Source organism: Dyadobacter sp. SRI_021 (genome assembly GCF_057586235.1).
This window is the reverse complement of record NZ_JBYCZM010000002.1, coordinates 789,930-813,822: the sequence shown is the minus strand read 5'-3', so window position 1 is coordinate 813,822 and position 23,893 is coordinate 789,930. Positions and strand designations below refer to the sequence as shown.

Annotated in this window: 13 protein-coding genes; 1 reads left to right on the top strand and 12 read right to left on the bottom strand. The window is 49.1% G+C overall.

Annotation, left to right across the window (positions count from 1 at the left end):
- Positions 1-446: 446 nt before the first annotated feature.
- The 11 genes from AC2YIT_RS08710 to AC2YIT_RS08660 all read right to left on the bottom strand — a co-directional run bounded on the left by AC2YIT_RS08710 (position 447) and on the right by AC2YIT_RS08660 (position 21,750).
- Positions 447-1,331, bottom strand: a complete 885-nt coding sequence (locus AC2YIT_RS08710) for a hydroxypyruvate isomerase family protein (RefSeq protein WP_430848443.1) — start codon at positions 1,329-1,331, stop codon at positions 447-449.
- Between the two features lie 24 nt (positions 1,332-1,355).
- Entirely contained in the window at positions 1,356-2,252 is an 897-nt protein-coding gene (locus AC2YIT_RS08705; RefSeq protein WP_430848441.1) for a hydroxypyruvate isomerase family protein, read from the bottom strand.
- 243 nt (positions 2,253-2,495) lie between these two features.
- Positions 2,496-5,192, bottom strand: coding sequence for a PQQ-dependent sugar dehydrogenase (locus tag AC2YIT_RS08700; RefSeq protein WP_487278918.1), 2,697 nt, complete (start codon positions 5,190-5,192; stop codon positions 2,496-2,498).
- A 276-nt stretch (positions 5,193-5,468) separates the two neighbouring features.
- Positions 5,469-6,980: a RagB/SusD family nutrient uptake outer membrane protein gene (locus tag AC2YIT_RS08695; protein WP_430848437.1), complete on the bottom strand. Its 1,512-nt coding sequence runs from the start codon at positions 6,978-6,980 to the stop codon at positions 5,469-5,471.
- A gap of 39 nt (positions 6,981-7,019) precedes the next feature.
- On the bottom strand, positions 7,020-10,265 hold the full coding sequence (locus AC2YIT_RS08690) for a SusC/RagA family TonB-linked outer membrane protein (RefSeq protein WP_487278917.1): 3,246 nt from the start codon (positions 10,263-10,265) through the stop codon (positions 7,020-7,022).
- Positions 10,266-10,809: 544 nt separating this feature from the next.
- Entirely contained in the window at positions 10,810-12,237 is a 1,428-nt protein-coding gene (locus tag AC2YIT_RS08685; protein WP_487278916.1) for a DUF1501 domain-containing protein, read from the bottom strand.
- Between the two features lie 187 nt (positions 12,238-12,424).
- The gene (locus AC2YIT_RS08680; protein ID WP_487279017.1) at positions 12,425-14,734 is read right to left on the bottom strand and encodes a DUF1549 domain-containing protein; all 2,310 of its coding nucleotides are present in this window, start codon (positions 14,732-14,734) and stop codon (positions 12,425-12,427) included.
- A 319-nt stretch (positions 14,735-15,053) separates the two neighbouring features.
- Positions 15,054-16,553 carry a RagB/SusD family nutrient uptake outer membrane protein gene (locus AC2YIT_RS08675; RefSeq protein WP_430848429.1) on the bottom strand — a complete coding sequence of 500 codons (1,500 nt, stop codon included), beginning with the start codon at positions 16,551-16,553 and terminating at the stop codon, positions 15,054-15,056.
- 11 nt (positions 16,554-16,564) lie between these two features.
- The gene (locus AC2YIT_RS08670) at positions 16,565-19,798 is read right to left on the bottom strand and encodes a SusC/RagA family TonB-linked outer membrane protein (protein ID WP_487278915.1); all 3,234 of its coding nucleotides are present in this window, start codon (positions 19,796-19,798) and stop codon (positions 16,565-16,567) included.
- A gap of 507 nt (positions 19,799-20,305) precedes the next feature.
- Entirely contained in the window at positions 20,306-20,695 is a 390-nt protein-coding gene (locus AC2YIT_RS08665; RefSeq protein WP_430848425.1) for a helix-turn-helix transcriptional regulator, read from the bottom strand.
- A 239-nt stretch (positions 20,696-20,934) separates the two neighbouring features.
- On the bottom strand, positions 20,935-21,750 hold the full coding sequence (locus AC2YIT_RS08660) for a 2,3,4,5-tetrahydropyridine-2,6-dicarboxylate N-succinyltransferase (protein WP_223409647.1): 816 nt from the start codon (positions 21,748-21,750) through the stop codon (positions 20,935-20,937).
- Positions 21,751-22,134: 384 nt separating this feature from the next.
- Here AC2YIT_RS08660 and gap point away from each other — a divergent pair, with 384 nt between their 5' ends.
- Positions 22,135-23,148, top strand: coding sequence for a type I glyceraldehyde-3-phosphate dehydrogenase (gap, locus tag AC2YIT_RS08655; protein ID WP_430848423.1), 1,014 nt, complete (start codon positions 22,135-22,137; stop codon positions 23,146-23,148).
- A gap of 72 nt (positions 23,149-23,220) precedes the next feature.
- Here the strand turns inward: gap and trmB are convergent, their stop codons facing one another.
- Positions 23,221-23,880 carry a tRNA (guanosine(46)-N7)-methyltransferase TrmB gene (trmB, locus tag AC2YIT_RS08650; RefSeq protein ID WP_487278914.1) on the bottom strand — a complete coding sequence of 220 codons (660 nt, stop codon included), beginning with the start codon at positions 23,878-23,880 and terminating at the stop codon, positions 23,221-23,223.
- Between the last annotated feature and the right edge of the window lie 13 nt (positions 23,881-23,893).

Sequence of the window (23,893 nt, the reverse complement as noted above, 5' to 3'; positions counted from 1 at the left end):
CTGGCCGACGGATATGTAAAATCGGCCAGAGGCCTTAAATAAAGAGAAGAGAGCATCGGGTAATCGATGCTCTCTTCGTTTAAGAATGTCTATTTAACATAATATAAATTATACAACAATTATATAGGAAATAGCTGATTTCGCAAACTTATGCGATCACAGGAAATACTAAACTTGAAATGGTCTATTGATCGATCTGAGATTTTGCTAGCCTGTGCAGCGGGTCAGGTTGGAATTTCTGTTAAAATCTCAGGTGGTACATTTGCAGGTTTTTGTGCTTTAATATTCTGAAATTGAGCTGTTTTAAGGGCGTTTTTGACTGAGGAAAAGCTGATCGGTTAAATTCAAAATTGCCTGAAAATACCGTTTTTGGCGATTTTTCAGCGCTTCAAACAGTTTTTTCAGGCAATTTTCAGAGAAACCTGTGGAAATATAGCGCTTCGGCGTCAGGCTACATCGCAAATCTTCACGCATTCGGCCAAAGAAGCCAACGGCTCACGCTTGGGAATGAATTCCTGCGCGACAAATCCTTTGTACCCGGTTTCGACAATTGCTTTCATAATTGCCGGGTAATATAACTCCTGGCCTTCGTCGATTTCGTTGCGGCCCGGAACTCCGCCGGTATGGTAATGGCCGATGTATTTGTGGTACTGTTTAATGGTAGCGATCACGTCACCTTCCATGATCGACATATGGTAAATGTCGTAAAGCAACTTGAAGTTTTCCGAACCGACCATCTCGCAAAGTCCGGCACCCCAGGCGGTATGATCGCACATGTAGTCGCGGTGGTTGACCTTGCTGTTGAGCAATTCCATGATCATGGTTATGCCGTACTTTTCGGCGGATGGCATCAGGCGGCGCAAACCTATGGCGCAGTTGCGCATGCCGTCATAGTCGGACATCCCGCGGCGGTTGCCCGAAAAGCAGATAACTGTTTTATAACCAGCTTCTTTCAGTTTGGGAAAAAGGTCCTCGTAACTTTTGACAAGCTCGTCATGCAGGGCCGGATCGTTGAAACCTTTTTCGATACCCATGCCCGCGCCGTTGGGTAGCGCGCACGTGAGTCCATACTTTTTCAATGTCGGCCAATCCTCCGGTCCGAGGAGTTCAATGGAAGTGATACCGATCTTCTTGCATTCCTGCGCGAACGTATCTAGCGGGATTTTTCCGTAACACCACTTGCAAACCGAGTGATTGATCTTACCATTCAGTTTAGTACCCAGTACGGATTCGGTTTTGGCGAAAACTTCCGAGATGGACATCACTCCGGCTGCGGCACCTGCGGCGGTTCCCGCGGCTATATTTTTTAAGGCGTTTCTTCTGGTTGACATAATCTAAAATATGGAATATCAGTACTAAGCGATATCACAAATAGTGACTCCCTGCTTCAAAGAAGCCAGATCGTCGCCGCGGCTCGGGACAAACTCCTGCCCTACGAATCCTTTATACCCGGTTTCTACAATTGCTTTCATGATCGACGGATAATAAAGCTCCTGCGTTTCGTCGATCTCGTGGCGCCCCGGCACGCCGCCCGTGTGATAATGCGCAATATACTTATGGTACTTTTTGATCGTCGCGATTACGTCGCCTTCCTGGATTTGCATATGGTAAATGTCGTAGAGCAGCTTAAACTTCTCAGAACCAACCGCTTCACAAAGTGCCGCACCCCATTCCGTCCGGTCGCACATGTAGTCTTTATGGTTGACCTTGCTGTTCAGCAGCTCCATTACCAGTGTCACATTATGCTTTTCGCAAGTCGGGATCAGTTTGCGGATGCCCTCGGCGCAGTTCCGGATGCCGTCGTAGTCCGACATCCCGCGGCGGTTGCCCGAGAAACAGATAATCTTGTCATAACCCGCAGCGCGTACTTTGGGAATCACGTCTTCAAATCCCTTGATCAGTTCCTCATGATTTTTAGGATCGTTGAAACCTTTGTCAATGCTCCGCGTAAGTCCTTCGCCCCAGGGTAATGCACAAGTAAGACCGTATTTTTTGATCACCGGCCATTCCTCCGGGCCAAGGAGTTCGATGGAAGTCAGTCCAATCTTCTTACATTCCTGCGCGAAGGTATCCAGTGGAATTTTACTATAACACCATTTGCAAACGGAGTGATTAATCTTGCCGTTCAGTTGTGGCCCAAGCGCATTTGCGGATGCAGCAAACGCATGAGCAAGCGAGCTCGAAAACGTACCCAGCCCTGCCGCGGCAACCATGTTTTTAAGCGCGTTTCTTCGATTTGGAAGTGACTTCATTTATTGGTTAACTATCTGAAATAATGTAAGTTTATTGTCATAAGAGCAGGAAGCCCCTACCCTTTTTGCGTATGAACGTATTGTCGTATACGCCTGTTCTAAGCCTCACTTTCTTTTGCTGTATCCACAAAAAAAGTAGTGATGCTACCGGATCCATTTCTGCTTTTAGAAGCATCAGGATCAACACGCAGCACCACTATCTTAAGCCTAATTAATTATAATCTACTCAAAAAATCGTTTGATCTATTTTCCGCTTTTCGGCGCGCCGGATTCGGAGTAGATCGGGTTATTTTTGTTACCGCCAGCCATCAGGTAGGCTACGAGGTCTCTCAATTCGTTAGGGTTCAAACCGTTGATCAGGCCCGGGAGCATGATAGAGACCGGAGATATTTTGCTGGACACCACATCCTTCTTGGCCACTTTCCGGATCGTTTTCGGATCGAACGGGTTTTGCGACACATAATAGAAGTTGGCATCCTGGTTCACCTCGCGGCCAACAATCGACTGTCCGTCTTTCATCTGAAATGAGATCGAAGCATATTGGTCAGACACCGCTTTATCCGGTTCGATGATCGCTTCGAGCATATCCTTCACAGAGAAACGGGTTCCCAGTTGGGTCAGGTCAGGACCAACGTCGGCACCTTCGCCCTGGATTGTGTGGCAGCGGCTGCAAAGCACGGCAGAGAAAATCTGCTTGCCGCGTTCGAAATCACGGTTGTTAAGGCTGTCTTTTACGAGTTCAACGGCCTGATCCACTTTCCATCCGCGGCCCGGGCCTTTCGGTGTGTAGAGCTTCGCCAGGTCGTTACCGGTTCCTGTAAGTAATTCAGAACCAGACAATTTGTTGTAATAGGCCACTTTGTCGCTTGGTACGTTTTTCAATGCAAGCTGACGAGCTTTGTCAATAAAGCCGATGTAGCTGCGCCCGCCCTGGTAGCTGAATGCTTTGTGGAACCATTTGAAATACTCTTCGCGCAAGGCGGGTGTCCAGCCGGTTTTAGCACTGCTCAACATGATTGCGTAGAACGTCTGCTGTTGCGGCGGCATTTTTTCTAACAAGCCAGCCAGGTCGAGACCATATTGCGGGTTGCGCAGGATCAGGTCGGCCGAAGCGGTTACCATTTCGTTGTCCTTGTCATCGAACTTCTCGTTCTTCGCGATCAATGAAAGGGTTTTCTCAACCACTTTCGGCGCTTCAATGGTTATCAGGATTTTGGCTAAGAATCTGTTTTGTAATGCGTTAGCAGATGGATATTTGGGGTTCAAATAAGCAATCAATGCAGCTTTCGTAGCAGCGTCGGGCTGACCTGTGCGGTACAGGATCACTTCTACCGCACGCAAGAGCGCTTGCTTGTTCAGGTCATCGAGCTTCGCGTAATCAATGGTAGTCAGTTTTTTCAAAAGGGGCCCTCCTACTTTTGTCGAATCGCCCTGACGGCCCAATGCAATGGCTGCATAAATAATCGACTGAGGATCTTTTTCGGCATAAACTTTGCTCTCCCATTGGCTAACAGGCTGATGTTCGATAGCCAGGCGGGCCGCGTAGCGGAGGAAACGGTCCGGGCTTTTCAGCAACGGCCATGCCTGCTCGATCGCTTTCGGATCTTTCTTAACGTGGTATTCTTCGATCGCTGTACGCTGCTTGTGCTCAGGAGTAATCACCGGCGTCGCTGCATTCGACCCTGGTGCAATATTCTTATAATCGCTATAATATACACGATAAAGATCCGATTCAAGACGACGACCACCGGTCAGGAAGTACAATGCACCGTCAGGGCCGATTGCACCGTCGGTCAATGGAAGCGGTGCTCCCGATAGAAATTCTTCGTGTTCAGCAGTGTAAGTAGAACCGCTGGGTTTCAGATGCAGCCCGTGAACGATACCAAAGCTCCAGTCGAATGCGAGCAGTGTGTTTTTGTATTTTGCGGGGAACCGGGCGTCTTTCAAGTAAATGAGGTTGGTAGGCGATCCCTGTCCGATGTTCATCACGGGCGAAAGGAAATCGGCAAATGCGGGCGACGTGTTGGCAGAACCTGTTCTCCAACCGAACTCACCGCCACTCACCGCATGGCAAACGCGCGTAGGACGATACCATGGTGTTCCGAAATCCCACTCCATATCCGAGTCATAGGCGAAAAGATCGCCTGCTTCGTTGAATGCGATGTCGTAGGGGTTACGGAAACCGGCTGTGTACAATTCCCAGTTTTTGCCTTCTGGATCAGTGTGGGCAATCCAGCCGCCCGGCGCATGACGGTCGGTCGCATGACCGCGAGGGTCTTTAATGAACGGGAAAAGGTTATCGTTCTTCCAGTTTGGCATCAAGCGGTAGATATCCATTTTGGGCAGGTCGGTGAAGTTCCCGGCCACCACAAAAAGTGATTTCTGATCCGGCGCCATCACTATGCTGTGCGGTCCGTGCTCACCTTCACCGGTCAGCGGTTTGATGAGCGTGATCTTGTCGTATTGATCATTGTTGTCTGTATCCTGCAAACGGTACAAACCGCTGCCTTTCGGGAAGCGGGCGTTCGACCGGTTGTTGATCATCACGTAAAGGCTATTGAATGCGTAGAGCAAACCGTGAGCATAACCCATCGCCACTTTCGCGGTATCTCCTTCTATCTTCAATGCTTCAACCTGAGGCTTGTCGGCGGAGCCGATGGCCGGCAGTATCAGGCGGTACAATCCGCCGTATTGGTCGGAAGTAATCATCCTTCCCTTATTGTCGAACGTCATGGATACCCATGATCCGTTCTTTTCTTCCGAAACACTATATAAATGATCGGCCTTGAAGCCTTCCGGGAGTTTCAATTTGTCGACCTTTGAGCCGGGAGGATGGTGTTTGGCAGTTCGGTTACTTAGCATCACTCCACAGAAGACCCCCACGGCGAGCAGTACCGCGAGCGTCATCGGAAGTTTTAACCATTGTTTTTTTGTGTACATTTTACAGCTCAGCGTTTAAGTAAATATGATTGATAAAAAAGGATGAAGTATGGGGGCTAACCTGATATGTGCCCTGGTCGGGCGCTCCGCTTGACGGGATTTATTTTGTCTTAAATAAAGCAAACTAAAACTTTAAATAATCTGGTATTGCAATATTAGATTGAAACATCCACGGGACTATCCTGTTCTGTGGGGTATCAGGCGGATAAGTATGTTTATAATGAAAAAAGTGCAGCGAGCTCGCGCTAGCTGCACTTTTTTATCCTTTTGCATCCATCAGAAATGCGGCGTCAATGCAGCTTCAACGGCGGGAAGACCGTAGTAGTCGTCCAGGACGGTGAATGCATTCGGCGGTGGCACAGCTCCCGCCGGGAAATAGTATGCGGCCGGGTTAGCCTTCACCTTGGCGCCGTAGGCAGTGATGATTTCCTTCACACGGCCAGTGCGCGTAAGATCGAACCAGCGCTTGTTTTCGAATGCGAGCTCCACCCTCCTCTCTTTGAAGATCGCTTCGCGCATATCTGCCTGCGAGGCCGCCTTGGTCGCTGCAAGTCCCGCGCGGGTGCGAACCTGGTTGATGTAAGTAGCGGCGTCGGCGGTTTTGCCCTGCTCGTTCAACGATTCGGCCAGGAACAGCAGCACTTCCGAGTAGCGGTACACAGGCCAGTTCTGCCCGGTGTTGTTATGCAACGAGTGTGGCCGAGCGTACTTTTTGATATAAGGATAAAGCTTATTGTCTACCAGCGAGGTGCTCAGGGTCACCCAACCGATCGAAATATCCTTTCTCTTGTCACCGGTTTCGTATGCCGCGATCAGGTCCGGCGTAGGAATGTTGTTACTTTCCTGCGAGGTCGGCTGCGGGTTGGAAGTGCCGGTAATCGGCGCGATTTCGGCAGCAGTGATCGGCGACGGAATAAAGCGGTAAATCTGGTTGCCGTTGTAGCCCGACGATCCTTCCATGTACTGGATCTCGAAAAGCGACTCCTTGTTGTTTTTGTTGCCGGTCGTGGTCGAGAATGCATCGTTGTAATCAGGCATCAACGCATAGTGACCGCTAGCTACGATTTCTTTCAGCAATGGCTCGGCCAGCGCCCATTTTTTCTGAGTAATATAAAGGTTCGCCAGCAACATTCTAGCCGTACCTGAAGTAACACGTCCAGCCTCTTGTTTGGATTTGTCCAGAAGCCCGGTGATCGCTTCTTTCGCGTCCTTCTCGATCTGTGCATAAATTTCTTCGGTTGTCGACAATGGCAAAGGCGCATCGTCACGACCTGTTGCTGGTACCAGGTGAAGGGGTACTTTACCGAACAGGCGCACGAGGTCGAAGTATGCAAATGCACGGAGGAACAGCGCTTGTCCTTTCAGGTTACCCTTGGACGCCGCGTCGAAATTCACGCCGTCAATCAATGCGATGATCTGGTTTGCCCGGGCGATGATCCGGTAGTTCAGGCGGTACTGCACCAGTACATTGTCGTTGGCAGTGATGCCGTTAGCCGTCGGAATTGCGAAATCCGCAACGTTTTCCGTAGGGTCCACTGCACCGTACAGTTTGTTACGGGCGTAGTAGGTATTGTCGGAATGCATTTCCTCCAAAATCCAGGCACGCTCGTTGAACATTTGGCGGAACGGTTCGTAAGCCGCGTTTACCGCCTGCTTGAAATCGTTTTCAGAGGTAAAGAAGTTGTTGGAACTCAATGCGGTTTCCGGGTTAACAGTTAGGAATTTGTCCCCGCAACTGCTCGTTAGCCCCACTGCCAGAAACCATGCTGCTATATATCTAGTTTTCATTTCTATCGGAATTAAGATGAGATGTTTTACAAGTCAGGCTTAGAAGTTGAGGTTCAAACCGAGTGTCCAGGTACGTGGTACCGGATAGTTGGAAAGATCCACACCCTGGCTTAGGTTACCGCCATCTCCTTGTCCGTCGCCCTGAGCGCTGGTTTCAGGGTTAGGTCCACCCCAGTATTTGGTGAACACATACACCTGCTGAACGCTTGCATACAGACGAGCCGATTTGAAAAACTTGTTGATACCACCCAGATTGTAGCCCAATGTGATATTCTTGAGTGTAAAGTAAGATGCATTCGCCAGGAAGTGCGAGCTGTTCCAGTCGCGTTCCACGCCGGTATAGTTACCACCGTTGTTGGTAGCACCGTACATTCCTTTACCCGGGGTAATTACTGTCTGAGCTTCCACAACGCCTGTTACAGGGTTCACACCGTTCTTTACGCGGAAGCGGTCCTTGGCGCCAGCCACCATATTGAAAACACCATCAAGGTTGGCTGTGCTGTAAAGGTGACGTACCCAAAGCTGGTTACCCTGCGAGCCGGATCCGGTAATCGACAGATCCCATCCGCCGTAGCTCAATGTATTGGTCAGGCCGTAAGTGAATTTCGGGAATGGATTTCCGATGACCGTCCGGTCGTCGGCATCGCCACCGTTGGTGATCACGCCATCGCCGTTCACATCCTTGAACTTGATCGTACCGATTGCCGAGCGGCCGGGAATGATAGCGCTGCTGGCCAGTTCTTCTTTGCTCATATAGAAGCCTTCTTTTACCAGACCATAAAACTGACCGAATGGGCGGCCTACCTGAGTAATGTGGAAGCTACCATACACGCGGTCGATGCCCGGTGCGAGTTCCATCACCTTGTTGCGGTTGATCGAGATGTTGGCATTGGTAGTCCATTTCAATTTGCCCACCAGGTTACGGGTAGTCAAGGAGACTTCATGTCCCCAGAATTTGATCTCACCGATATTGTCATTGTAGTTGGAAAAACCCGATTCCTGAGGAACCTGAACCGCGTAAAGCAAGTTGGTGGTCCGCTTGGTGTAGAAATCGTAGATCAGCTGAATGCGGTCGTTGAGGAGCCCCACGTCGAGACCGGCGTCAAATTGCTTGGTTGTTTCCCAGCCCAGGTTGCTGTTCGAAAGCGAAGTCACCTGGGCACCGGTAGCTACCGTGCTTCCGAAAACCGCGTTGGTTGTGTTGTTAACCAATGCATACTGAGTGTAGTTACCGATGTTGTTGTTACCGATCACCCCGTAGCTGGCGCGTGCTTTGGCAAACGACACTTTCGGGATCGACTGCATGAAGTTCTCATCCGAAATTACCCAGCCCACAGACGCCGACGGGAAAGTACCCCAGCGGTTGTCGGAACCGAAACGGGAAGAACCATCGGCACGGACAGCTGCAGTGAAGAGGTATTTGCCTTTGTAGTTATAGGTCAGACGTGAAATGTAGGACATCAGCGCCCATTCGTTCGCACCATTGAAAGTGTTCGATCCGGAGATACCGTTCACGTTGAAAGACCCTCCGCGGTCGATATTGATCGCGCCCTGGATTGTCGGAAGGCGGTCGTCAGTGTAGGTGTTGGCCGTGATACGGTCAAACTCCTGGCGGAAACGTTGTTGTGTAAAACCAGCCAGCAACTCGAAATTGTGTTTTTCGTTGAAGCTATGGCTGTAAGTCGCCAAGTTTTCGTTCAGCCATGAGAAGTTCTGATAGTTCTGGCGGATCGAAACGGCCGTTGTCGGGATTGGCACGTTAATCGCACTCGTAGCCGTCGACGGGTTGAAGAAGAAGAACTTGTTGCTCTCCATCTCCACGTTCAAAGTCGATTTCAGCGTCAGACCTTTGATCGGATTGTACTGGATGTAAGTGTTGCCCAGTAATTTGTTAATCTTCGTCTCGTTCGTTAGCTCATTCGCCGCACGCACCCAGTTAGGATAGTTGAAGATGTTACCCGTGCTGCTCGGAAAGGTATTGAACTTGGTAAGATCGCCGTTCGCATCCCGGATGGGCATTACAGGCCATGTGTGCAATGCATTGAAAAGCACACCGGTTCCCCGGTCACCATCCGTTCTTGGGGTATTGTCATATACAAATTGCGGCGCTACGTTGAAACCGATTTTCACCTTACTCGAAATATCGTACTCGGTGTTCATACGGAGCGAATACCGCTTGTAGTTGTTGTTCAGCACCACCCCTTTCTGGTTGAAAATACCCGCCACGAGCGATGTGCGCATATTTTCCTTGTTGGAGCTGACGGTTAGATTGTAGCTCTGGATGGGAGCAGTACGAAGCAATGCATCGTACCAGTCGTTGTTTTTGCCGCGATACTTGGATGGGTCCTGAAACTCTTCAGGTACTGGTTTATTTTCATCTTCATACATCTCCTTCTTGAACTGCGCGAATTCTTCGGCGTTCAGCATTTTCACACGGCCTCTCATTGGGACTTTCTGAATACCCGCGTAGGCATTGAAGCTCACGGCCATTTTGCCGGGTGTACCCCGTTTGGTTGTGATAAGCACTACGCCATTGGCCGCGCGCGAGCCGTAAAGGGAGGTCGAAGCGGCATCTTTCAGAATCGTAATGTCTTCGATTTCATCGGGGTTCATCTGGCCGATGGTACCGGTAATCGGGAAACCGTCAATGACATAAAGCGGGTCGCTACCGGCTGTAACCGATACCTGGCCGCGAATACGAACGGACATCCCCTGCCCCGGCTTACCGGTTGTCTGGTTGATCTGCACACCGGCGAGGCGCCCTTGCAGTTTTTGAGTCACCTGGGACACCGGAATATCTTTAAGTTCTTCACTTTTAACGGTTTGTACCGCTCCTGTAATTTCTTTTTTCAACTGGCTACCGTAACCCACTACGACTACTTCGGTAAGTGCTTTGGCATCAGTGGCGAGTTTGATGTCCATTGTCGAGGCAGCTCCCAAAGGAACTTCCTGGGTGAGAAAGCCGACGGAAGAGAATATGAGTACGCCACCTCTGTCGGGAACATTGATGGAATACACTCCATCCGCGTCGGATACTGTACCAATGGTGGTGCCCTTAAGTACCACGCTCACACCCGGCAGTTTTTCGCCGGTATCGTCGGTTACTCTTCCCTTGATTGTCCGGTCGGCGTTGATATTGGTGCTTACCACCAGCGGATTAAGATGGAAACTATTGCCGGCTACTGCACTGAGCCCGCAAGCCGCACCGATCAGCGCCTGGCCTACCGACAGTTTCAGGATCGAATTCAATCGGCCGTAGTAAGGGGATTGTCGAAATTGATTCATAAGCTTCATTTTTAGATTTAGTAATTAGCAGAGGCCCGGAGCAGTGTTTAAACAGCCCGGGTAACGGGGTTAATCGGTTAAGCTTTTTATTCTCATAGTCATCGGTTTAAGTGAATAATTGTCGGGATTGGGGAAAAGCAGCGTTTAGGTATGTAAATAATACGGTGTCGTCAGGTCACAACGGACAGCCTCCCAGCATGTTAACAGGCCTGAAAGCTGCCGGATTTAACGTTGATGAAGATTTTGGAATACTCTAAGAAATAAATGTCTTTCTGACGCATAAAAGACAATTGTTCATGCTTAAAGTAACATTTATGCAATAGTAGAATGATTGAAAGAACTGACTGTCCTGCTCTGTCTGGTTTTGATTAATATTTAATTAACATGAGTTTTTTGGATATATCTTATATATGGCATGAAGAAGCCATCCGTCCGCAGCGAGGCGACGGTCCGTAATATAGGATATGAGGCAGGTGAGATAGTAAGGAAAAGGTCTGTCGGAAGGCTGGCTATCAGCACCTTCCGACAGATCCAATGGGCAAATCTAGACGAGTAGTTCTTTCACCGCAAGGCCCTTTCCGTCGGGAGTTGTATAGAAAGGCCGCTTCTCGATTTCGTATTGGGTGTCCGGCGGAATGCCCAATGCATGATAGATCGTCTGGTGAATGCCGTCGATCTTGACAGGGTTTTCAATGGTTTTGCAAGGACGTTCATCGGCGGTTTTGCCGTAGACAAAACCTTTTTTGATGCCGCCGCCAAACATGAGCATCGAGCATCCGTCGGTGAAATGGCGATGCATGCCGTAGAATTTAAGATCCGAAAGAATGTCGGGCTGGGCTACCTGCTCTTTCACTTTGGCATCTGGGCGGCCTTCCACCATCATATCACGGCTGAATTCGCTCGCCAGCACGACCATCGTACGGTCAAGGAGGCCTTTTTCATCGAGGTCTTTGATAAGCTGAGCAACCGGACCGTCGATTTGCTTCTTCATGTCCTGCAAGCGTGTGTGCCCGTTTTCATGCGTGTCCCAACCTTTGAATGGCTCGTACTCGGTGGTGACGCTAATGAAGCGGGCGCCCTGTTCCGTGAGCCGGCGGGCAAGCAGGCAACCGAGCCCGAACCGGCCGGTGTTATAAATGTCGTAGCTCTTTTTGGGTTCAGTACTTAAATCGAACGCCTTCGATTCCGGCGAGTTGAGTAAAGCATAGGCCTGTTCCATCGAGCGCTTCAACGACTCCCGCTGGTAATCGCTACCGAACTCTCCTACCGGACTGTTATTGATCAGTTCGTTGTATAACTGGTTCCGGCGTTCAAATCGCTTCGCGTCCATACCCACGGGCGGACGTACGCTTTCAAGGCCCTGGCTTGGGTCGGGAATGAAGAACGGCCCGAACTCATTGCCAAGGAAACCGGCCGTGTGAAATGCCTTCAATTCTTCGGCCTCTCCCACTGTGAATCGCTGACCAATATCAATGAATGCCGGGATCACCGGATTTTTAGGCCCCAGTTCCTTGGCGATCCAGGAACCGATGTGCGGCGCCGCCACGGTTTGTGGTGGCTCGTAGCAAGTGTGCCAATGGTACTGGTGACGCGAATGCAGGATGTGTCCCATGTCGGCTGCAACGTACGAACGGATGAGCGTTCCTTTGTCCATCACCTGCCCTATCGACTGCAAGCCGTCCGAGAAATGGATGCCGTCGAGCTTCGTCGGGAACGATTTGAATGTGCTCAAAACGCGGTTGCCCTCCATATCTTTTTCGAATGGCGTGTAGGCCTTCGGGTCGAAAGTTTCGGTATGCGCCATACCACCGGCCATCCATAAGAGTATTACTGTGTCCGCCGAAGAATTGGCTCCTGCCTTGCCCCGGCATGAGGTGAGCAGGTTTGATATAGGAGCTCCCGCCGCCAGAGCGGCCATCGTAGCGGCGCTGGCGCGTTGCAGAAACTCCCTCCTATTCCATTGGATATTCATTTCTTAATATATTTTAAATGGTTGTATTTCATTAGTTTAGCTAAAACTACTTTTCATGCTTTAAATACTTTTAATATTTACAATTAATACTATAAATTTTATTCTTTATGTACATTATAAATGTTAAGTCTGTATTTAAAGCTTTATTCATTTGATATTTTAAATATGTTTTATCTGTATCCTACATTTAATATATCAACTGAAACTCAGGCACCAGTGCGATCGCCCAAACGAGGTCCTGAATGCCTTCTTCGCTTGGTGTCGGGCCGAGGATCTTCTTCGCGGCCGCGAGCTCTTTCGGCACCGGCGAGCGGCCCAATGCCTTCCGGTAAAGTGCCGTCACAAGCGAGTCGGATGTTGGGTATTGCGACTTCCAAACTTTGGACCCCGCTTTGAGCGTCTCGGTGAATTTCGAACCGTTCGTAAGTTCCAGTGCTTGGAGCAGGTTCGCCTGGGAAGTACGGCCGGTACTCACCGTCTCGCGGTTCGGGCGCCCCAGCGAGGTAAGAAAAGGGTCGTTCTTCACGAACGCCGCACGCGGGAACGGTAGCCGCGACTGAATATCTTCCGGGAGCTTTTTCAATGCAAGCGCAGTGTCGGCGTACATCGGCGTGAAGCTCGCGCTGATCGCGTCGGCGAATTGCTCGGCGGTAAGCCTTCTGCGCACCATGCCGGTAAACTTGAAATCGTTCGCCATAATATCGCCCGCTTCTTTCACCGACGTAGAGGGCAGCTGGTAAGTCTTCGAAGTCACGATCGTGTAAATGAGTTTTTTGATATCATAGCCATTGGTCACAAAGTCGGATGCCAGCCAGTCGAGGAGGTCCTGGCTCCAAGGTAAATTGTCCATCGCATCCACGGGCTCCACAATGCCACGACCCATCAGCTGCGCCCACACACGGTTCACGAGCGTGCGGTACAATCTTCCATCTTTCGGCTGCACGAGGAAGTCGGCCAGCTGACGGAGGCGTTTCTCGGTACTTGCGTTCACTTCGATTTCGCCAAGCTCCGGGTACAGAATGCGGGTCCCCGCTATTTTTCCGGTAGGTTTATCGCAGCGGTTGATTTCAAGCAATGTGTCTGCGAAGATGTTGGCAAATGCATAGGCGTCGGCCAGTTTCCAGTCGCTGATAAAACTATCGTGACAGGAAGCACATTTAAGATTTAAACCCAAAAACACCTGGGCCACATTCTGGGCCGCCTGCATTTCGGTGCGCTGGCTGGAATTGATGGTCCCGCGCCATTTGATGCCTTTAATGAAACCTTCGGATTCCTTGTTAGGGCTGATCAATTCTTTCACGAACCAGTTGTACGGTTTATTATCCACCAAGCTTGCGTAAAGCCATTTGGAAATGCCAAAGCGCCCGCCGGTAATGTAGCCTGTTCCGTCGTAATCGTTCCGGAGCGCGTCGTTCCAGAATGTCATCCAATGCTGTGCGTACGCGTCGTTCTGGGAAAGAAGGTCTTTGGCGAGTAACTCGCGCTTGTCGGGGCGGGTATCCGCTATAAATGCATCCACCTTTTCGGGAGGCGGCAACAGCCCGATAATGTCGAGGTATACACGACGAATATAGGTGCGGTCGTCAACGACCGGTTTCCAGCTTCCTTTGGTCTTTTGAAAATACGCATTTACAAACAGGTCGACAGGCTTATTGAGGTCGGCGGTGGCGGCAGGCACCTGCGGCGTGCGCGGGGCTAGTTCCGCCACACGATAAATGCTTTTCTCTTTGCCATCGGGCCACGGAGCACCTTTTTCGATCCAGAATTGAAGCAATTTTACCTCCTTCTCGGTCAAGCGCTTGCCTTTGGTGGGCATAGCCTCCTTGTGACCTTTAGGCAGCGAAATCCGGCGGATTAGTTCGCTTTTGTCGGGATGGTTCGGTACTACCACCACACCGTGCTCACCGCCTTTCATAATGGCGTCTTTACTGTCGAGCCGCAGCTCTCCTTTCATTTTGGTCTCGCTGTGGCAACTGTAACAGTTGTGCGCCAGGATCGTCCTGACTTCCACATTGAGGTTTTGTATTTGTTCAGGGGTTAATGCGCCATTGTTGGTCAGTACAAAATCAGCTTCGGTCTCGCCCTCCGGCTCCACAGTGTCATTGGCTCCAGGCAATACGCTCGTGAGGTAATCCTCGCCGTGGGTAAGCATGGCGCCGTAATGCCCTGCAAATGAAACACCTAATACCGTAGTCAGCAGCAGTCCGCGGAAGAGGCTCCTGTTGCCGGAACGTAGCGTAAATGCCGTAACAAGGGAAAGTACCATTGTGGCAATTCCGGCCCAGCGGTGGATTTCGAGATTAGTACCGCTGGAATCTTCGGAACTGGCGAGCAGCAGGCCAAATACAACGGCGAGCACCGCGCTTCCTGCGCTCACCCACGTGATAATGCGCGTACCGTCGCGCAGGACGGTCGATCGGTGCTTCCAGTCGATGAGTTCAAAAAGCAATGCAATGCAGAGAAGCCCAATGGGAAAATGGACCAGTAAAGGGTGCAATCGTCCTAAAAATTGCCAAAGCCAGAAAGTTTCGGTTGCTTGGAGTAACACAAGTTCAAGGGGTTAGTGGTTCAGGAACACCAGCGGGGATATTCCGCAATCATACAATACTAAAATGCAGCGAGGTGAATAGTATCCTGTGCTGTCTTGTTATAAGTGAAAAATGTTCATGATTTTCTGAAAAAGTTTATATAAAATGTATTTGATGTAGTAAATTGGTTATTAAGGTTATAACGATCTGTTTCACGGATTAGTTATAAAATTTAACAGGAGAGACATATTGAATGTCCCTCCTGTGCATGGTTAACATTCCAATCGATCAATAGCCCGGATTCTGAGTCAGTTTCGGGTTGATCAGAATTTGCGGTGCCGGTAGCGGCAGGAAGTACTCATTCTCGGTGTAGACATAGTCTGTCGAGTTAAACGGTACGTTTCCTCGTGCCACAGTGGGTTTCGCGCGTTCCTGCGCACCGTGTGCATTCATAAAGGCCGCCCATTCAGCAGGTGTTTTAGTCCTTTTCAAATCAAACCAGCGGTGATTTTCGAATGCCAGCTCCAATCGGCGTTCTTTCAAAACAGCCGTTCTAAACGCCGTTTTATCCGCGATCGCGAGATCCGCGAGGCCTGCGCGTTTCCGGATCTGGTTGAGGTAGCCAAGTGCTTCCGCATTCGGGCCGGATTGCTCGTTGATCGATTCCGCCAGCATCAGCAGGACATCGGCATAACGTATGACCGGCCAATTGGAATTGGTACGGTTTACAATCGTGTGCGGGTAGTTGTATTTGACAATGTAAGGCACCTGATAGGTGGTTGTATCCAGCTTGAAATTAGGTCTCAGAGAGATATCTTTCCTCAAGTCCCCTTTTTCATAAGCCGCCATAATGTCGTTGGTGGGAATATTACGGCCGCCGTTTGATCCCGCCGCGAAGCCCGTCACCGCCCCTTTCGAAACCCTTGGTGCAAAGACATATTCGAAATTGCTCCACTCGCCGAGGTCGTTATCACCCTGGTACTGGATTTCGAAGATCGATTCTATGCCGTTTTTCTTCGAGATGTTATAGTTGTCGGCATAGTTCGCATTCAACGCATATCCGAGCGTCGTTACCTCTTTCAGCGTCGTGATCGCGTCGGCGTACTTTTTCTGCGTCAGGTAGGACTTGCCCAGTAGACTCAATGCAGCCCCTTTCGTAGCACGGCCCAGATCGCCCGCGGCAGCATATTTCGCAGGAAGAGCGGCGGCCGCTTCTTTCAGGTCTTTCTCGATTTGCGCCCATACGTCGGCCTGAGGCGATCGTACAAGTTCAAATGCGGGGTCGGGAATTTCCAGCGTGGAAGTGACGATGATAACATCGCCGAAATACTGGACCAGGTTGAAGTACATGTAGGCACGCAGGAATTTGAGTTGTCCTTCGGCCTCCTTACGGCTATTTTCGCTCATCGTGGCGTTTACCATTTTTTCGAGCGTCAGGTTACAGTTGTACATGGCTGCGTAGTAACCGTTCCATAAGTTGGCGATTTCGCCGTTGCCTGAGTTTACAGTCGCAAATTCAAATGCTTCCCAGCCGCCCGCCCCGCCGCGATCGGAAGGGTTCAGGTCAATGGTTGTATTGTCCGTTTGAAATTCACCAAATAAATAGGCGGTGTTAGTCAATGCCTGAATCTGGCTGTAAACGCCGCTGACGGCCTGTTTTACCTGCTCTTCATTTTTATAAAACAAATCGACTTCTACCTTCGTAGGGTCGGTCTGGTTGAGGAAATCTTCGCTGCATGACGACAGGCACATAGCCAGAGCGATTCCGAGTATCGTTGCTTTTTTCATCTTCGTCATTATTAGAAGTTAACTTTAATACCTGCCGAGAACGTTCTGGGTACCGGATACGACTCGTCATCGTTGTTGAGCTCCGTTCCACCGCGAACACCTGCATCGGGGTTGTTGCCCGGATACTTCGTGATGAGTAGCAGGTTGGCCGCGTTAATGAAGATACGTGCGTCGGACAGAATGCCATCCACTTTGGGAAGCGTGTAGCCGATTGTGACGTTTTTAATCCAAGTGTGGCTTCCGTCATACACATACCGCTCGCTGCTTTCGCGTGACCATTTGAAGTAGTCGGTACCTCCCTGCGAATTCATGGCATTAGGATTCGAACCCGGGTTTTCGGGTGACCGCCACCGGTCTTTCGCTTTTTCCAGCACGTTGAAAACACCATCCATATTCATCGTCGAAGCTTCGATATTCCGGTAAATGTCGAATTTATGGGCGCCCATCAGCAATACATTCACATCGAAGCGCTTGTAGTCAATCCCGACAGTCCATCCCCAGTTGAATTTTGGGTTAGGGTTGCCGATCTCGGTCATATCTTTGGTATCGTAGGAAACGATGCCGTCGGGGCCGCCGTCGGGAGCACCATGCAAATCAGCGAATTTCATAGCGCCCGGCACGGCGCCTTCCTGCAATGGAGAAGCATCGATCTCCGCCTGCGTGTTGAAGATTCCCAACTTTTTGTAACCGAAAATCATACCGATGGGCCGGCCTACCTGCTGAATGTTATAACCGCCATACTGGCTTCCCTGCAGAATAAAGTCATTTTGCCCGCGGATGGCGAGGATCTTACTCCGGTTGAAAGTGATGTTCGCATTGGTCCTGAAATTAACCTGACCGATTTTCATCCGATAGCTTGCCGCAAGTTCCACCCCCTGGTTCTGGACTTTACCGAGATTTTTCAGGGTCGAAGTGAAGCCTGAAACTGCCGGAATATTGTAACCCAGCAGCATGTCATCCGTGATTTTTTTGTAGTACTCGGCAGTAAATACGAGACGGTTGTTGAAAGTTGCCAGGTCAAGTCCAATGTTCAACTGATTGGATTTTTCCCAAGTCAGCTCCGGGTTGGCAAAGCGGTTTACTGTCTTGCCGATCGATAACGAGTTGTTGAAGACATAATTGTTCAAAGTCAGGAACGCGAGGCTGGCGTAGTTACCGTCGTCACCGGCGTTCTGTGCAGTACCGAAGTTATTATTGGCACTCACCTGGTAGGTATTATTGCCCGTCATCCCCCAGCTTCCGCGTACTTTCAGGTCGGTCAGCCACGCCATTTTTGGAATAAATGATTCCTCTGAAAGTCTCCAACCTACGGATACCGCCGGGAAGTTGCCGAACTGGTGCCCTTCACTGAACCGTGAGCTGCCCTCTCTGCGGAATGATGCCGAGAATAGATAACGATCTTTGAACGAGTAGTTTAGGCGGGCCAGGTAGGCCAGCATTGTCCATTTGCGCTCCATGGAAAATGAAGAGCGGATGGTGGCGTTGCCCAGGAACGGCGCAAGGTCGTCAGGGAACGTATTACCCGAACCATACAGTCCTTTTACGACCTCCTGTTGCGCGGTGTAACCCAGCATTGCATCCAGGTGGTGATTTTCCCCGAAATTAACATTGTAGGTAAGCAGCTGATCAGCCGTGTAGTTTTTGAGCTCTTCGGCGTCGTCGCGCTCAGTGGCAAGACGGGGAGGCGCACCATTAGACCCCGTGGCGATTGCCAGGCCGATCGTCGAGGGCACGTATTCCTTGTATTTGTTGTAGTTGATCTTTGCATTGACGGACGTTCTGAATTTCAGTCCCTTAGCAATATTGAAATCAATATAGCCGTTTGCGAGCACATCGGCGATGTTCCGGTCTCGGTCGATGTTTTTCAGCAAGTATAACGGATTCGGAAAGCCGAAAATATCACCTACCCCATTGTAATACGGGATCAGCTCGCCCTTCTGATCATAGGCAGGATACCGCGGGTCGCTGATGAGCGTAAGGCCCACCAATGCGCTGCGGCCATCCGTCGCTGCGAGGCTTGACCGCGAGTAGCTTCCGGCGATGTTGACACCCATTGAAATGTATTTGTTGATGTCCCCGGCCAGGTTGGTGCGGACTGACGCACGGTCGTAATCGGTGTATTTCAGCGCACCGTCCTCTTTATAATAGCCTATCGAAACCATCGATTTGATCGGTCCTTTTCCTGACGATAGCGACACGTTTACGTCCGTATAAGGCGCATTGTTGTGCAAAATCAGGTCAAACCAGTTGGTTGAATACTTGGTGTCCTCCGGATTGCGGAAGTCGATCGGTATTTCTTCATTGGTGGGCTGTCTTTTCTTATCCAGCACGAAGCGGCCGATGAATACCTCTTTCTTGAACTGTGCGAAGTCCTTGCCGTTCAGCACTTTGGTTTTTCTGGAATCCGGAACATTCTGCACGCCATAGTCGATGGAAACGTTTAGATTTGTTTTGCCTTCCTTGGCCGATTTCGTCGTAATCAGTACCACGCCATTGGAACCGCGTGCGCCGTAAATGGCGGTTGAAGCAGCGTCTTTCAAAACGGTAATAGTTTCAATATCGTTGGGATTCAGGTTTTGGCCTACCGAGATGCCCACAGGGAACCCGTCGATGACATACAACGGGTCGCTGCCAGCCCCGAGGGAGCTGATGCCCCGTACCTTCACCTCGAATTGCTGGCCCGGCGTACCGCTCTTCTGTTTGATGATCACCCCTGGCGCTTGTCCCTGGATCATCCGTGTGACGTTGGACTTGGGGACTTCACCGATATCTTCGATGTTAATATTGGATACCGCAGAAGTAATATCGCGCTTGCGTTGGGTACCATAACCCACCACCACTACTTCTTCCAATGCTTTATTGTCCACGGCTAATTGAACGTCCAAAGACGTCTGATTTCCCACTGTAATCTCTTTTGGTACGTACCCGACAAAAGAGAAAACTAAAACAGGACTGCCTGTCTCGGGTACATTGATGGAGTAACGGCCTTCGGTATCCGTTACGGTCCCGGTACTGGAACCTTTCACAATGATACTTACACCCGGGAGCCCGGCGCCATTTTCATCGGTAACTTTCCCACCCAGTGACCGGTCGACGGTCACCAGAACCGGGTTCTTCGTTAGGGCTGCCGCAGCCGGGGCGTGGTAGACGCCAGCAAGTGCAACACCGAACAATACCTGGCCCAGCATCAGCTTTCGCAGCGGACGCAGCCTGGTATTGAATCTTAATTGTCGAGATTGATTCATACGTTCAGGATTGGAATAGTAATTAAATAAGTAAAATGGGGTTTATACTTTGGGTCTTTCCATAGGCAGCCGCTTTAAGTGGAACATATTGGCCGGAGTGGCCGGAACGGAATAATAAAATTCAAACATATTGCCGGGAGACAGAATGTTTGACCTTGAAGTACATATCAATTTTTATGTTTGATATGTACAATTAATGATTTGAATTATATCATTTCGCAATAGTATCGGTATTTGAATTCCATACTATCCTGTGCTGTCCGGTATGCTATCAAAATTGTGAGCAGGACACAATTAAATTATCGTTGACCCGGCAGTAGGAAATTAACAGCACCTTAAACTGGTGAGACACAGTTGTAGAGTCGGTGCCTCCTTTGGCAGTGAAGTGACGGTGATAGTGATACGTCCGAATTTTCGATGCCGTTGACCGGCATCAAGCGAACATGAGCCTAAAATGAGCGCGGAGAGCTGCTCTTGCGGATTATTGAAATTTGTTTTCGCGTTTTACTATCCTTGTTTAAATTCCTGAAAAGTGCCATCAGAGTAAAAAATAAGCACTTTTTCGATCTTTTTCTCCGGTAAAATAACCGGTTTTTCCTTAACGACATTCGGCTGTGTGGGCTGTGGAGCAGGGACTGTCTTTTTACGCGATTCTAAGGCGGGTTCGTGAATCGCCGCGGGGGCCGTTACCGGCAGTGGTTCGTCATCCAGGATCCAATTGATGCCCAGGTCCGGAAAGCGCTTAACAATTTTCTGCACCATATCCAGACTCGGCTTATTCCTACCAGCAAGTATATGCGACATACTGGATCGCTGTATCCCTATCTCATCGGCAAAAAGCGAAGGGGTGATATTTTTGTCAATCAGTATCTGTTTAATCTTTTCAGTGAGGTCCATATCGTAGCCTGTAATTGATGTTACAAATATAAACTACAAAATCTAACCAACAAGTGCATTTATGTAAATTAATGAAAATATTATTGTTTAATAAATTAAATTATCATAATTGCTAAATATAAATCGAAAGTTATGAGGTTGGGTATATACTTGTAAATAGTTAGATTGAAAAAAAATAAGTGCGACACGATGGTTCATGCCGCACTCAGATTTCGATATTCGGATTTCTTTCGGGGGAACTACACCGCTACGCTATTGTCGCGCAGTGCGTCGTTGAGGGAAGTTTTAAGGTCTGTGCTCGGTTTACGCTTACCGATGATCAATGCACAAGGTACATGATAGGTCCCCGCGGCAAACTCTTTGGGTAGTGTTCCGGGGATCACTACGGAGTCTTCTGGTACATATCCTTTATATTCTACGGGTTCGCTGCCGGTCACGTCAATGATTTTAGAGCTTCCTGTAATCGTTACTCCTGCGCCTAAAACGGCTCTTTTTCCAACGCGGGCACCTTCTACAACGATACAACGTGAGCCAATGAATGCGCCATCTTCGATGATAACGGGAGCCGCTTGAACCGGTTCGAGCACCCCTCCTATTCCTACTCCGCCGCTGAGGTGGACATTCTTGCCGATCTGCGCGCAACTCCCGACAGTCGCCCAGGTGTCGACCATTGTACCTTCGTCGATGTAGGCACCGATGTTCACATACGACGGCATTAGTACAACCCCTTTTGAAATATAGGCACCATATCTGGCCACAGCCGGCGGCACTACCCTCACGCCAAGTTGCTCGTAACCCGATTTTAGTTTCATTTTATCGTGGTATTCGAAAATGCCAACTTCGCTAACGTGCATTTGTTGAATTGGGAAGTATAGAATAATCGCTTTTTTTAGCGCTTCATTAACGATCCATCCCCCATTAGCATCCGGTTCGGCCACGCGCAATCTTCCTTTGTCTACCTCCTCAATAATATCGCGAATAAAATTCTTTGCTGATTCTTCTTTTAATAATTCCCGGTTTGCCCAGTAATTTTCAATTTGTTCGGTAAAATTCATGTTAAAGTATAGAGTTAATAAAAAGTATTTAATACGTTGGTTATCAAACAGTTATATCATAAAACAGTAAATAATATTTGCATTTAACTACCAGGGTTAAACGCGAGAGAAATAGCTAAGTTGAACGGAACCACAATGCAATATAATAGGTTATTAGTGCAGGATCAAAGAGATAAGTAAAAAGCAGAGTAACCCCGGATTACCATCTATTTTAGCAAGTGAGATAATATATATTGCCAAAAATATAGGAATTTTCATTCTAATTTGCTAAATTCAATATCAATCAACCATTCAATTGCCTAGTTTCTTATATTTCTGTCCAATACTTTTCATCCGCATACATTTTTATTAATATTGCGGCTGAAATAACCAATCTACCTCGATATGTCAAAAGTAAAAGTTGCAATCAACGGATTTGGCCGCATCGGTCGCCTTGTTTACCGTCAAATCTATAACATGGAGGGCATCGACATCGTAGCCATCAATGATTTGACAAGTCCAAAAGTGTTAGCACACCTTCTCAAATACGATACAGCACAAGGACGTTTCGACGCGGACGTTAAGTCTACTGACAACTCAGTTGTTGTAAATGGCGAAAACATCGTGATCTATGCGCAACGTGACCCTTCACAAATTCCCTGGGCACAGCACGATGTTGATGTAGTTCTTGAATGTACTGGTTTCTTTACCAGCGCAGAATCTGCGAGCGCACACATCAAAGCGGGTGCTAAAAAAGTGGTTATCTCCGCTCCCGCTACCGGCGACCTCAAAACAATCGTTTTCAACGTTAACCATAACATCCTTGATGGTTCTGAAACGATTATCAGCGGTGCCTCCTGTACTACAAACTGTCTTGCTCCAATGGCGCAGGTCCTGGAAGAGAAATTTGGTATCGTAAACGGCTTGATGACAACCATCCACGCTTATACCAACGACCAGAACACGCAGGATGCTCCACACCCAAAAGGTGATTTGAGAAGAGCGAGAGCTGCTGCTCAGAATATCGTACCTAACAGCACTGGTGCTGCAAAAGCAATCGGTCTCGTATTGCCTTCATTGAAAGGTAAACTGGATGGCTCTGCTCAGCGCGTTCCTACATTAACTGGTTCATTGACTGAATTGACCGTTGTTCTAGGCCGCGAAACTACCGTAGAAGAGATCAATGCTGCTATGAAAGCTGCCGCTAACGAAAGCTACGGCTATACAGAAGACGAAATCGTCAGCAGCGATATCATCGGTATCAACTACGGCTCACTGTTCGATGCAACGCAGACCCGCGTTCAGAAAGTAGGTGACGTTCAGCTTGTTAGAACTGTTTCATGGTATGACAACGAAATGTCTTACGTGTCTCAGCTTGTAAGAACCGTTTACTACTTCGCTGGCTTGATCCAGAAGTAATAACATACTTTAATACAAAAACGGCCCGTTCCGGCAAATGCTGGAACGGGCCGTTTTTCTTTGCAGATCTTTTTAGACAAGCTCCGCTTTAATGTATTTGATGGTATATCCCTTCGCCGTGAAAATACCTTCATAATGCGTGCGAACGCCGTGATGCTCGTCCAGCAAATGCGACTGATACAAGTCGTAGGTATGTTCAATAATGCGGAAATTAGGCGCATCAGCGAGTGTCTGAAGAGTGTACTCGTACAAGAAATCACTGTCTGTTTTGAGAAAGAACATGCCTCCCTCTTTCAAAAACGACGCATATTTGGCCAGAAAACTGGGATTGGTGAGCCGATACTTCTCGTTGCGGTCCCGCACCTGCGGGTCGGGATGAACGAGCCATATTTCGCTCAATTCACCTTCCCCGAAGAACTCTTCCGAATATTGAATGCCTGCCCGGAGGAAAGCGACGTTCGATAAGTTCTGTTCCGTGGCCAATGCGCTGCCCCGAGCGATCCGGTCGCCTTTGATATCGACGCCGATAAAGTTCTTTTCCGGAAATTTCTTGCCCAATCCGATCGTGTATTCTCCCTTACCGCACGCCAGTTCCGCTACAATCGGGCTTTCGTTATTAAAATACAGTTTATTCCAATTTCCTTTTATTTCCGAGTAAAGTGGTTTTCCCGCCTGAACTACATTCTCTGCCTGCTCACTGAACCTGTAATGATGTAACTTTCTTCTTGCCATTATACTTGTATGC

Coding starts and splice junctions, on each gene's coding strand:
- AC2YIT_RS08710 (WP_430848443.1), bottom strand. CDS start 1,331: ATGTCAACCAGAAGAAACGCCTTAAAAAATATAGCCGCGGGAACCGCC.
- AC2YIT_RS08705 (WP_430848441.1), bottom strand. CDS start 2,252: ATGAAGTCACTTCCAAATCGAAGAAACGCGCTTAAAAACATGGTTGCC.
- AC2YIT_RS08700 (WP_487278918.1), bottom strand. CDS start 5,192: ATGTACACAAAAAAACAATGGTTAAAACTTCCGATGACGCTCGCGGTA.
- AC2YIT_RS08695 (WP_430848437.1), bottom strand. CDS start 6,980: ATGAAAACTAGATATATAGCAGCATGGTTTCTGGCAGTGGGGCTAACG.
- AC2YIT_RS08690 (WP_487278917.1), bottom strand. CDS start 10,265: ATGAATCAATTTCGACAATCCCCTTACTACGGCCGATTGAATTCGATC.
- AC2YIT_RS08685 (WP_487278916.1), bottom strand. CDS start 12,237: ATGAATATCCAATGGAATAGGAGGGAGTTTCTGCAACGCGCCAGCGCC.
- AC2YIT_RS08675 (WP_430848429.1), bottom strand. CDS start 16,553: ATGAAAAAAGCAACGATACTCGGAATCGCTCTGGCTATGTGCCTGTCG.
- AC2YIT_RS08670 (WP_487278915.1), bottom strand. CDS start 19,798: ATGAATCAATCTCGACAATTAAGATTCAATACCAGGCTGCGTCCGCTG.
- AC2YIT_RS08665 (WP_430848425.1), bottom strand. CDS start 20,695: ATGGACCTCACTGAAAAGATTAAACAGATACTGATTGACAAAAATATC.
- AC2YIT_RS08660 (WP_223409647.1), bottom strand. CDS start 21,750: ATGAATTTTACCGAACAAATTGAAAATTACTGGGCAAACCGGGAATTA.
- gap (WP_430848423.1), top strand. CDS start 22,135: ATGTCAAAAGTAAAAGTTGCAATCAACGGATTTGGCCGCATCGGTCGC.
- trmB (WP_487278914.1), bottom strand. CDS start 23,880: ATGGCAAGAAGAAAGTTACATCATTACAGGTTCAGTGAGCAGGCAGAG.